3 protein-coding genes are annotated in these 13,739 nt (G+C 55.0%); all 3 read left to right on the top strand.

All coding sequences use genetic code 11. From position 1 onward, the window contains the following. The first annotated feature begins 6 nt into the window (after positions 1 to 6). The 3 genes from KI617_RS20420 to KI617_RS18270 are packed head-to-tail and all read left to right on the top strand — an operon-like array spanning position 7 to position 13,261. Positions 7 to 10,605 carry a putative Ig domain-containing protein gene (locus KI617_RS20420; protein ID WP_404826746.1) on the top strand — a complete coding sequence of 3,533 codons (10,599 nt, stop codon included), beginning with the start codon at positions 7 to 9 and terminating at the stop codon, positions 10,603 to 10,605. A 60-nt stretch (positions 10,606 to 10,665) separates the two neighbouring features. After that, entirely contained in the window at positions 10,666 to 11,868 is a 1,203-nt protein-coding gene (locus tag KI617_RS18275) for a glycosyltransferase (RefSeq protein ID WP_226448753.1), read from the top strand. A gap of 25 nt (positions 11,869 to 11,893) precedes the next feature. After that, positions 11,894 to 13,261, top strand: coding sequence for an HlyD family type I secretion periplasmic adaptor subunit (locus KI617_RS18270; protein WP_226448751.1), 1,368 nt, complete (start codon positions 11,894 to 11,896; stop codon positions 13,259 to 13,261). The last annotated feature ends 478 nt before the right edge of the window (positions 13,262 to 13,739 follow it).

Here is a 13,739-nt window from a genome sequence, read left to right as displayed (position 1 = left end):
GGTTATATGTCTGTAACATTTATTCTTTTTCAGGTTGGAAGCACAAAAGACATTGCTGATAGTTACGGAGGATACTCGTCCAACTCTCCTACCGGTCGCGGGTCTGACGACGCATATGATGCGTTCCGACATGCGCTTGTTAGCGCGGAGTTGGCGGATACTTTTGGGCCGGATTATTCTAAATACAAGATGGACCAGCATGAAAGGGAAAACCCAAATAATCCAAAAGAGCGCAATATGGATGATTGGAATAATGATGTTGGCCGAAAGGAATGGGAAAACTGGAAGCAGGCAAAAGAGAATGGGGAGACGGACGACTCACTAAGCAAATGGATATATGACCGAGTCAAAGATGGGAAAACCATTAATGACCCTTACGACGAAAAAGAAACAAGAAAGTGGGTTGAGCCCGACCCTACCGGGTCGGAGCAAGTAACGTCGTGGTGGGAAGCCCTTTGGAAAAAATCAAAAGAAAAATCTTCGGAGGTTTTTGATTCAACAAAGAAGCTATTTGATAGAGCTAAAAATTGGATTTGGCCGAGGGACCCAATTATTCTCGATCTTGACGGCGATGGCCTAGAAACGGTTGGGTTAATTGCTAATGTGTTTTTTGACCACAATGGCGACGGAGTGCTCAGCAAAACTGGCTGGGTAGGTAAGGACGACGCCTTGCTAGTTTGGGATAGAAACGCCAATGGCGCTATTGATACCGGCGCCGAACTCTTTGGCGATTTCACAATGCTGCCCAACGGCACGTTGGCTCCTAACGGCTTTTCTGCGCTGGCTGCCCTTGACTCCAACGGCGACGGCATAATAGATGCCTCCGACCCCGCATTTGGCGAACTCAAGCTCTGGCGCGATATGTCACGAGATGGCCGGACCGGTACCGGCGAGCTAATCTCGTTGGCCGATGCGGGCATTGCCAGCCTAAATCTCGCTAATACACTCAAAAATCAAGCCCTGCCCAATGGGAATACCCTCCGGCGCGAAGGCACATTTACTCGGACCAACGGTTCAAGCAGTGGCATGGGTGAATTCAATCTAGCCACAAATACTTTCGAAACCCGGTTCGCCCAACAGGTGGACATTCCGGATGCACTCCAGTCGCTGCCGACCATCGGTGGCACAGGCTATATTCGCGAAATGCAACAAGCAGCGGCCCAGTCGGATGCCTTGGCTGGAAAGTTGGTTCAGTTCCAGTCGGCAACCACTCGCACTCAACAATTAGCACAAGTTGATCAACTGCTTTCTGCGTGGGCTGATACCTCCGGCATGGCCAAGACGCTCGACGAGCGCGCCGCCGGCCAATACCGCATCGAATATATGGCTTTCGGCAACGAACGGCGCAGTAGTCACATGAATACGACTCTGCTGACTGATCCATTTTCCATCGGCACCCTGAATGAGATTTACCTGAATCGGCCGCTCAATGTTGACAATGCAATGTTTGATGCGAGCTATCGAAACCTGATCGCCTCGTGGAACCAGAAACTTCATATTCTAGAGGCCTTCAACGGTCAGTATTTTTTCAATCTTCCCGAGCAAAAAAGCGAGACCCCCAGCGCCAACGTTGGTTTCACCCTGGCTGCTAGCAGCCAGCAGGCGGCGTACTACAGCGCCATCGCCATAGATGCCGCCAATTTCAAACCCGTATTGGCCATCGGTTTTGCCCAGCAACAACTCGATCTGCTTGATCAAGCTTACGCGGCACTGAAGGATAGTGTTTATGGCGCGCTCGTGCTGCAAACCCGCCTCAAGCCCTACCTTGATCAGATTGATCTAGTCTTCGATGAGACAGGGCTACATTTTGATGCCAACGCCCTCAACCAAAGCATTCGGACAAAACTCACCTCTGACCCGGAAAACGCCCTCGGCGACCTGCTCGACCTCGACCGCTACGCCGGCAATATCCTGTCCGGCACCAACTGGGACGGTATGAGCGGTTTCGACAGCCTGATAGAAAGCCTGTCCCAAACCCCCGCCATCACAGCACTGCTCGACGAATTCAAGGTGCAACGTCTGTCAGCCGGTAACGATAGCCCATGGCTCAGCAGCGAAAATGACATCGTTCTCGCCAATGCCGGCGACGATACGGTTTATGGCAATAACGGTAACGACCGCTTGTACGGCCAGGCCGGCAATGATCGTTTGTTCGGCGGCGAAGGCAGCGACCTACTCTCAGGCGGCACTGGCGACGACGTCCTGTACGGCGACAACGGCGCCGATACTTACGTCTTCGGTACGGGTGGTGGTCACGACACCATCCTCGACCACGAACAGAATGGTCAGAAACTCGACTCCGTACGCTTCCTCGGCCTCAATCCGGCCGATATAGCAGTCACCGCCGATCTCAACGACAACCTCGTCTTCACCGTCAAAGCCACCGGCGATACCTTGAGCGTACCGCGCTCGGGCAACTGGTGGAGCAACAACGGGGTCGGTCAGTATGTCTTCGACGATGGCACGGTCTGGAGTCATGACGATGCCCTGCGCGCCACCGTGACTGCCGCCACAGAAAATGACGATGTGATCTTCGGCAGCAGTGCCGGCGATACGATCAGCGGACTGGCAGGCAACGACACCTTGGTCGGCGGCGCCGGCAACGACACCGTCGATGGCGGCGCTGGCAACGACCTACTGATCGGCAGCACCGCCCTGAATTGGATCAACGACAACGGCACCTGGCGTATCGAGCGCGGACTGGGCGAGCAAACCTCAGCCAACGGCAACGACACTTATCTCTTTGGACGCGGCGATGGTCAAGACACGATCATCGACAGCGACTGGACAGCCGGCAATAACGACACCTTGCGTTTCAAAGAAGGCATCACGCCCTCCGATATCAGCGTTTCCCGCGCAGACAACGACCTGTTGCTCTCCATTCGGGGGAGCACCGACAGCGTGACGCTGCGCGACTATTTTGGCAATTGGGATGACGGGCGCAACACCACTTACCTGATCGAAAACATCACCTTTGCTGACGGCACAACATGGCAATATGGTGACGTCCAGGACATCCTGTTTGCCGGTTCGGATAACGCCGAAACGATCACTGGCTCCCGTCTGGACGACCATCTTGCCGGGCAAGCCGGCAACGACAAATTACTGGGCGATGCCGGCAATGATCTTCTCGAAGGTGGTGCCGGCGACGACGTACTGCTCGGAGGGGCTGGCAGCGATATTCTCGATGGCGGTTCTGGCGACGACATCCTGCGCGGCAATAGCGTAGAGTGGGGTGGCAGCTACGTCTATGAAGCTGGCAACGAGGCTGATACCTATCGCTTTGGTCGGGGCGATGGTCACGACACGGTAATTGACGACTCCTGGAGCACCGGTGCCCTTGATCGCATCGAACTGAAATCCGGCATTACGCTGGCAGATATCCGTCTGCAACGTGTGAACGGCGACCTTGTGCTGACCATTCGCGATACCGGCGACACGCTGACGGTCAAGAACCAGTTTGCCGACGCGCGATTCAGGATTGAAGAACTGGCCCTGGCCGACGGTACCCTGCTCAATCTCGATGAAATTGAGAAGCAGGTATTGATTGGCGACTCGACAGATGATCTCCTGCTTGGTTACGCTAACCGCGATGACGTTCTTGTTGGGGCTGGTGGCAACGATAAATTGTACGGCAACAGCGGTGACGACCTGCTGGATGGTGGCACCGGCGATGATCAGATGGCCGGTGGCGCCGGCAGTGACACCTACCGCTTCGGCAACGGTTCGGGCAAGGATTTGATCAGTGAAGCGTATGGCGATGCTGCCAGTACCGATGTCATCGAGTTGGCAGCGGATATCGTACCGGCCGACGTCCTTGTTCGCCGTACGCTACAAAGCGACTTGTCCATCCAGTTGAAGCAGGGAGATGATCGCCTGATTGTTCAGGGGCAGTTACAACCGTGGGCCAGCGTTGGTACGGGCATCGAGGCCCTGCGCTTCACCGACGGAACAACCTGGGATCGTGCCACATTGGAGGCGCTCGCTATCTCGGCAACGAATGGCAACGACGAGATCGTTAGCGGCTATGGCGACGAAACTTTGGAAGGCCTCGCTGGCGATGACAGCTTCCGGGATCTTGGTGGTTACGACACCTACCGTTTTGGCATTGGTGATGGCAATGATACGGTTATCGATCCGAGTGGTCGGATCTCGTTCAAGAGTGGCATCGGCCCCAATGATGTGAGTTTCTCTGCTGACGGCAACGATCTTGTCGCTACCCTGAACGCTTCCGGCGAGACCTTGCGGATCAAGGATTGGCAAGCTACCTGGTCGCGAATCGATGCCTTTGCTTTCGACAACGGCACGACGCTCTCGGCTCTGAACGTTTCCGAACTCATCAACATCGCCAGTGGCGCTGAAATCATTTACGGCTCGCCGGGCGACGACGTTCTGACGGGGACTGCGGCCAACTCGACGCTGTATGCCTTGGGTGGCGACGACGAACTTCGTGGTGGAGACGGCGATGACTATCTTGTGGGCGATGTCGGCAATGACACGCTACGAGGCGATAGCGGTCGCGATACCTTGAACGGCGGCGACGGCAACGACCTGCTGATTGGCGGTAGCGGTCGAGATACCCTCCAAGGGGATGCTGGCAATAATACCTATGTGCTGGAAGCCGGCACCGGCTTGGACACGGTCTATACGGATCAGGTTGCTGTGGCCGATGATACGGTGGTTTTTGGGGTGGGCATTCGTCCGGAAGATATTACTGTTCAGTTGGGTAATCGTTCCTGGAGTGGCAATGTTGGCGCTATCGGTTACCTACAGATGGTCGTCGGTATTGGCGGCAACGATGCTTTCCTGATCCAGAATGCGAACTGGTCCGATCTGAATGAAGGGGGTATTCGCCGCTTCCGATTCGAGGATGGTACAGAACTATCTCTGGGTGACATGGCTGCCAAGGTGGACGGCACAGTGGGAAGTCAGTATCACTATCAGGGTGATGCTTCAACGCTGGTCGGTAGTGAAGCAGATGACTACATCAATGACTACACCGGGGATGCCGATCTGATTGTCCGTGCCCGTGGAAATGACGACTCTGTATATCTCTCTGGCGGTGACGACATTATCAGCGCCGGTACCGGTGACGACCGCGTTGATGGCAGTGGCGGGAATGACCTGATCGCGGGCGAAGCGGGCGACGATCAGCTATACGGCGGAGCCGGCAACGACACCTTCGTCTTCAACCGTGGTGATGGCCACGACGTCGTGGCTGTCGGGAACAGTAATGGCACGGATACGCTTTCCTTTGGCGTAGGGATTTTGCCGGAGCAAATCACGGTCGCCTTCGACTCGCAAGGCCGTCTGACCTTGTATGTCGATGCCGGCACTGCCGGTGCCATTTCCTTGGAAGATGCTTCCCTGGAAAGCATTTCCAGCACTCAGGCGGGTGTTGCCAAACGACTTCAGTTTGTCGCCACCGACGGCAATGTTCGTATTTTTGATTTTGCAGACTGGGTTCGGAATCAGGCTGCGGCGCTGGCGTCGAGCAGCGAAAATGCGCCTTTAGCATTTGCCGGCGTTGGATTCGAACTCACTGGTACGGTTGCGCCGGCTGGCGGGCTTGAAGCGATTGCTTATGCCCAAACCGGTGATTTGTTTGCCCAGCCAATGCTGACCAACAATAGTCCGACCTCTGGTAACGATGTCCTGTTCGGCACCGATGTATCAGACAACATCGACGGTAACGCCGGAAACGACATCATTCTCGGCTTGGACGGCGACGACTCTCTCAATGGTGGCGTAGGTGACGACATCGTGTACGGAGGCTACGGTGCAGATAGCCTGACGGGTGGCGGCGGTAACGACCAGTTGTTCGGTGAATGGGGTGGCGACACCTATACCGTTCAGTTGGGCGATGGCGAAGTGATTATCGACGACGACCATTGGGTCCGAAACCTGGGGTACGGCGGTGAAATGGCGGCTTTTGCGGCCTCTGAGTTTGCCTATGGCGGAGATTATGGCGGTGGTTACGGAGGCGGTTACGGTGGAGGATATGGCGGCATGCTGGTCGATAATGTGCCGAACGTCCTCGCATTTGGCGCTGGAATCCGACCGGAAGATTTGCGTTATTCCGAACTGAACGGCGACTTGTTGATTGAGTTCGCACATTCGCAAGATCGAGTCATTCTTCGGGGCTATCGCCCGGATCGGGCGACGCAGACGCGGTCGGTCGATATTTTCCGGTTTGCCGATGGGACAGAGATTGCGGCTGACAGCCTGGAGTATGCCGGTCTGAACGAAACAGGTACCGATGGCGATGATTGGCTATACGGCAGCGATCTGGCCGATAGATTGATTGGCGGCGAAGGTAATGACCAACTTTCCGGCGGCGGTGGTAGCGACCGTTTGGTCGGGGGAGCAGGTAGCGACACCTACACGGTTTATCAGAACTATGACCGTTCTATCGTTTCCGAAACGACGATTGAAGAGGTCTGGCAAGCGGGTGACAGCAATCAGCTCCAAATCGATGGCAATGTAAATCCGGATGAAGCATTCCTGGAATTTGACGGCAAGGATCTGCTGCTTCAACTGGGCGATGGTGGCGACACGGTTCGTTTCGCCGGTTTCGATCCCCGTGCTCCGGGCATGCAGGCCCCTGTCGATCAAGTCTCGTTTTGGAATTCCGGTGTCACGCTGAGCTTCGACGAACTGCTTTCGCGCGGCATTCGCATTATTGGCACGCCGCAGAGCGATATCCTGTCAGGTACGGCGCTTGATGATTTCTTCGTTGGACTGGAAAGCAACGACCAGATGAGTGGCGGAGCCGGCAGCGATACCTATCTGGTGGAGCCGGATGGTGGTGTCGACACCATCATCGATCTAGCCAACGGAACAGAGGACAATCTGGTAATTTTCCCGGATGGCGTTACTCTCGATGACATTCGCTTGTCGTTCGATGCCAACGAGGGGTACCTGATTATCGAATCAAGCGCGACAGGCAACACAGTTCGCCTGTCCGGTTTTGATCCGGCAGATCCGCTGGGAGCCCGAGCTGTCGAGCGCTTCCGCTTTGGCGAAGGCGGTCCCGAGATCAGTTACGAAGAATTGCTCTCACGGGGCTTTGACATCATTGGTACCGCCGAAAGTGACCAACTATCGGGAACGACATTGCAGGACCGGATTCAAGGCTTGGCAGGATCGGATTTGATCGATGCAACGCCAGGAGGAGATCTGCTAACCGGTGGTGCAGGAAACGATCAGTACGTTGTCAATCTGGGGGATGGCATTGTCACCATTGACGACAATGCGTTGCAGGGCGAAGGCAATGTCCTGCGGTTTGGCGACGGTATTTCCACTGACAACCTGCGTACCAATCTGCGCTTCGAGGCTGATGGCCTGGGCGGATACGTGCTGCTCCTGCCCTATGGTAACGAAGGCGACGTGGTGCGCTTGCTCGGATTCAATCCGGACGACGTTGAAAACGGCGGCCATGCCGTTGAGCAGTTCGAGTTTGCCGATGGCACGGTGGTCGACTACGCAACCCTGATTTCCTGGACCTTCGTGGTCGAAGGCGACAACACGGCCAATGGACTGAGCGGGACGTCGGTAGGCGACCGCCTATACGGCTACGCCGGCGACGACTTGCTGGAGGCTGGTGCCGGCAATGATGTTTTGACTGGCGGAAGTGGTGACGACGAACTGGATGGTGGCGCGGGTCGTGATGCGTATGTCGTTAATCTGGGTGACGGGCAGGATGTCATTTTCGACACCGTCGAATCCGGCGTCGGCAACATCGTTACCTTCGGAGCAGGCATTGCACGCGAGGATGTTCGTTTCGAGCAAGATGGCGCCGATCTGGTTGTACAGTATGGCGCGCTTGGCGACAGCATCCGTATCACGAATTACGCACCTGATGGCGTTGATGCAGGGACGGTCGTGGACACGTTTGAATTTGCCGATGGTTCGACGATCAGCCTCCGTGAATTCCTCAATCATGTACCTGAGGTCAATAGCGCGATTGCCGACCAAGCGATTCTCGAAGATGCGCCATTCCTTCTGGCATTGCCGGCCGATCTATTTATCGACGCCGACGGCGATGCCTTGATCGAGCGCGTCTCGGTATCCGGCTACGACCAAGCGCCCGCCTGGCTGAAATACGACCCGACAACGCGGACGCTGTACGGCACCCCGGAAAACGCCGACGTCGGCGAATTCAACGTCACCATTAGTGCAACAGATACGATGGGAACCTCTGCTGCACATACCTTCAAGGTCAATATTGCGAATACGAACGATGCGCCAGAAGTAGCCACTCAAATCACTGACCGGATAGCAGTACAGGGGCAGGCCTTTGCTTACACGCTTCCCGAAAATGCGTTCCGGGATGTCGACAAAGGCGATCAACTGACACTTTCCGCAGAACTGGCCAATGGCGACGCATTGCCTTCTTGGCTGAGCTTTGATGCGGCCACCGGGATATTTAGTGGCGTCCCCACCAATGGCGACGTCGGCAGCTTGGGTCTTCGCATCGTCGCTACCGATCTGGCTGGCGCGTCAGTTGGTCAGACGTTTAATCTCACGGTAGCCAATACCAACGATGCACCGGTCGTGAATCAGCCACTGGCGGATCTCTCAGTGCAGGAGGATCAATCTTTTACCTTCAGTGTTCCTGGCAATACGTTCTCCGATATCGACCAGGGCGACACGCTGACCTTGTCGGCAACGCTGGGGGACGGATCGCAGCTGCCGAATTGGCTGGCCTTCGATGCGCTGACTGCAACGTTCTCCGGGCAACCAGACAACGGCAAGGTCGGGAGTTGGTCGGTTCTTGTGACAGCTACCGATCTGGCAGGCACCAGTGTCAGTACGGGGTTGAACATCGCCGTAGAGAATGTCAATGATGTGCCGACAGTCTATAGCGAGTCGTATTCGATCAACGAGGACAATGCCTTGAGTCTGACTTCGGCAGCCTTGCTGGCTAATGACCTCGATATTGACCCGACGAATGACGTCCTCAGTATTGAGGCTGTTGGTGATGCATCGCATGGGATGGTTTCGTTGAGTGATACTGGTGCGATCCTGTTTACGCCAGATGCCAATTTCAATGGTCAGGCTGGCTTCAGCTATACGGTTGCCGATGGTCGCGGCGGATTGACGCAAGGACAGGTGCTGATCGATGTTGCCCCGGTCAACGATGCTCCAGGCACCGGGTTCCGTTTGTCGGATCAAACAATACGTGGCGGCACAGCGTTTAACTATGCCTTGCCGAACGGAGCCTTTACCGACATTGACGGCGATCAACTAACCTACAGTGCGACGCTTTCCAATGGAAGTGCATTGCCATCGTGGTTGAGCTTCGACGCGGTCAGTGGGGTCTTCAACGGATCCACTACCAACGTCAGTGGTACTTTCAGCTTTGCCGTGACAGCAACCGATCCATCGGGGGCTACAGCCAGTCAAACTTTCTCTCTGGCCGTTACGGGCGGAAATTCCGTTCCCGTCGCTAATCCGGATAGTGCCAGCGTCAAGGAGGACTGCAAGCTTCTGGCTTGTGGCAATGTCCTGACCAATGATCGGGATGCCGATGCTGGCTCCCAACTCAAGGTTGCGGATGCCGGAATTCGGAAAGGCGAATTCGGCACCTTGTACCTGATGAACAACGGGAGTTATAGCTATGTTCTGAACAATGCTTCGACTGCCGTCCAGGCGCTCGCCGAAGGCAAATCTGCTATTGACCGTTTCAGCTACACCGCCAGCGATGGTGTGGATTCCAGCATCGGTGAGTTGAGCGTTGCTGTTGCGGGAGCAAACGACAAGCCGTGGTTGCAAAAGTCACTATTTGATCGGACCCTGGCCAAGAACTCGGATGTCAGTTGGCAGATTCCAGCGGGAACCTTCAAGGACATTGACGCAGGGGATACTCTGACCTACAAGGCAACGCTTTCAAATGGGAAGGCGCTGCCCAGTTGGCTGAAGTTCGACGCGGCGACACAAACCTTCAGTGGCCACGTTCCGGCAAATGCGAAGGACGGTATCGACATCACGGTAACGGCTAGTGATGGTCATGGTTCGGCATCCGTTGCCAGTGATACCTTCAAGGTCGACTTTGGTAAAACAAATTGCGTCCATGGCAATGAGGGGCTTGGTAACGGCGAAGATCCACCACCGCCCGGACATTCGGAAAACCAGAACGATGGCGCTGGCAGCGGACCAGGAAACTCAGGACATCACGGACGCGATCAGGATAGTCACGATGATGCCAAGGAGTCCAAGAGCGATAAGCGCGACGACTGGTTCGATGATTGGGGTAAGAGCAAAACTCGTGAAGGCGATTTTGCCTATCTGGATCTGAACCACACAAGTTTGCGTGACCGGGAGACCGATACAAATCGTGGTCACGATTCGGGGGCAAGTAATGATGACTTCTATCATCGCTGGGCCGAAATGGATAAAGCGCTTGCCAAACTTATGGCGGACAGCCAACAAGACAAGGGTTGGACGAGTGACTCGCATGGCGCGGATATGCGTTGGCTGGCTGGGCTGTCGAATTCCGGTTCAGCGGCACATGCGCCGGACACGGTGTCTCTGTGCGGTAGCAGCGGCACCCAACTCAATGGCTTCCGAGGGCTTCAGGAAGGCGTGAAGACGCTCGGATAATCGCTTGATCACTCGTTCTAATTTCCGCTCACTCCGGCAGGTGCCGGAGTGAGCAGGATCATGATTGCTTGGGAACTCGGTGGCAATTATGGCCATATAGCCCGTTGCCTGCCGATTGCCAAGGCATTGCGCAGTCGTGGGCATGAGGTCATGTTGGCCGTTCGGGATTTGCGTACTGCCGCAGAAATGCTGGCTGCCGACGGCCTTGCCTATTGCCAGGCGCCCGTTTCCCAGTGTCGAGCGATACCGCGTTCTCCTCCTACAAGCTATGCCGAAATTCTCTTGGGTGGAGGGTACCAGGAGGCAAATGTGTTGCTCGGCATGACCCAGGCCTGGAAAACACTTCTGAATCTTCATGGCTCGTCCGTGCTTCTGGCAGATCACTCGCCGACAGCATTGCTGGCAGCCCATCTCATGGATATTCCCAAGGTGGCGATCGGGAACGGTTTTGCTATTCCTCCCGATCAGTCACCATTACCCTCAATTCGTCCATGGGACGATGTTTCGACACAACGGCTGCAGCAGGCCGATCAACGGTTGCAACAGAACCTGGATGCTTTGGCGACACGCTTTGGAGTGACTCAGCCGATATCATTGCAAGCGCTATTTGGACAATCCAGCCTGCTCGATACCTTCCCTGAACTTGATCATTTCGGAGCCAGAGAGCATGGACAGTATATCGGGCCTATTTTTGGCATATCCAATGGGCTTCATGCGACTTGGCAGAATCCGGAGGCCCGAAAAATCCTGCTGTATGTTCGGCCCGAGATAGCCGGTTTCAAAATATTGATGAGCGCGCTTGCTGACATCGATGCCGAAAAAATTTGTGTCATCCCCGGTTTGTCGCCGAAAGCGGCCAGGCAACTCGCTAACCGGCAAACGAGAATTTCCTTGAAGCCTCTCGCATTTGGCGCTTTGCTCAAAGAGGCAGACCTGATGATCTGCCAAGCAGGTGGTGGCACGATGAATGAAGCGCTACTGGCAGGCGTTCCACTGTTGGGCGTCCCCGCTCATGTCGAACAATATTGGGCGGCACAGCGTGTAGAACAGCTCGGAGCCGGCATGAGCATGGGCACAGATCGTAACCAAGACACCTTCAAGCGAATGATTAAGACTTTGATTGAAACACCTAGTTTTCGCAGAGGGGCACAAGCGTTCTCTCGGGCACATGAGGGCTTCCACCCGGATCAAGCGGTTGTGGCGACAGTGAACGTTTTGGAAACGCTAATGGCCCACGATTACAGTCAACGCAAGCTTCACTGACTGAAAGAAAGCAGTGACATTCAATATGACCAGCAAAACAATTTTTGGCGGCGAAACTGACTACCACGATTTCTCTCCTCCGCTACTTCGCCTACAGGATGAGCCCCCCAATCCGCTGGGGCGAAAAGTGCTTTGGACGCTACTTGGCCTTTTGGCAGGATTGCTGATCTGGGCATTGATTGGCCGTCTCGACATCGTCGCTGTCGCTGAAGGCAAGCTGATCCCGGAGAGCTACGTGAAGATTGTCCAGCCGGCCGAGTCCGGCATAGTTAAAGATATCCTGGTCAGGGAGGGGCAGAGCGTCAAGGCCGGACAGATCCTGATGCGCATGGATGCCTTGATCACGGATGCCGACACCCAGTCGGTCGAAGGGGAATATCAACGCAAGCGGCTGACCCTAAGGCGAATCAAAGCGGAGTTGTCTGGTCAGCCATTCATCCCCGAAAAGGATGATCCATCGGCATTGGCTGAGGACGTAGCTGCGCAATATCGGGCTAATCGTGCGGCATTCGAAGCAGCATTGGCGGAAGAGCGGTCCCGCCTGATCAAAGCGCGCCAGGAAATGGCCGCAGCGCAGCAAGTCAAGAAAAAGCTCGAGGAAACCCTGCCGCATTACCGGGAGCAGGACAAAGCCTACGAGAAGCTCGTCAAGGATGGCTTTGCCGGAGCGCTAATGGGTAGCGACAAAAAGCGCGAACGCCTGGAGAAAGAACAGGAACTACAAACGCAAGGCTTTCTGATTGAATCCGCCAAGGCGAGCATCCTCCAATCAGAGAAGAAGCTAGCCCAGATTGACTCAGATTATCGGCGACAACTACATGCTGAACGCAACGAAATTCAGGGACAGTTCGACAAGCTGGCGCAGGAAGTTACCAAGCAGGAACACAAACAAGACCTACTTGAACTCAAGGCGCCGCAGGATGGCTTCGTTAAAGACTTGGCCACGCATACATCCGGCACTGTGGTCCAGCCGGGCACGGTGCTTTTAACCTTGGTGCCGAAAGATGAAACTCTACGTGCTGAGGTCTGGGTTTCGAACGAGGACATCGGTTTTGTTCGGGAAGGGCAGCGCGTCAAGCTCAAGTTTGCGGCATTCCCATTCCAGAAATACGGGATGGCAGAAGGAGTTGTTGAGCATGTCAGCGCTGATGCTGCTGATACCAATACTGGCGGAGGTAATACGCAAAATGATCCCGCCAAGAAAAATCAGCCATTGGTCTACAAAGCGTTGGTCAAATTGAAGCAGATGACACTGGAGATGGATCAGCAGCGTTTCCAACTCTCTGCAGGGATGCAGGCTAATGCTGAGATATGGTTAGGTGACCGAACGGTTATGGAGTATCTGCTCTCACCCGTTCGTAAGGCCTGGCATGAAGCTGGGCGAGAGCGATAGTACGTATCGCATTAAACTGCCGCGCTTCGCTTGCCGCCTGGCTCGTTCGGCTTCGCCGATCCGAGCCCAGGGGGAGCTCGGTGGGAAAACCATTAATTTTATTAAATAACACAAATTTGGTATCGAATTAACCGCTGTCCTTCAACACTGCTCATGAGCAACGGGATGGATGCTCATGACGCCGGGCGGGTTGCTCATATTCACTGGAATATACACGATTGCTGCACGTGCAACTATCAAGTTTCTATCAGTCTGAACGGTTGCCCCCATATTTATCCATGTCATTAGCGACGATGTCGCGCTTGGCTATAAACAGCTCGGTTGTGGCTACTAGACTAATTGCATAAAATGCCTGTCACAAAAAGGCTGTTCTAATTGGGCTGCCGACTAAGGCTACGTTGGATACGGCATAAAGGGGCGCCAACGATGTCGCAAGCGACTGCAACTGTCGTGCGCCGGTGAAATACCGATGGGAGGA

This window comes from Ferribacterium limneticum, from assembly GCF_020510625.1.
Lineage (GTDB): Bacteria > Pseudomonadota > Gammaproteobacteria > Burkholderiales > Rhodocyclaceae > Azonexus > Azonexus limneticus_A.
The sequence above is the reverse complement of the archived record's forward strand: the minus strand, read 5'-3'. Positions and strand labels throughout refer to the sequence as shown.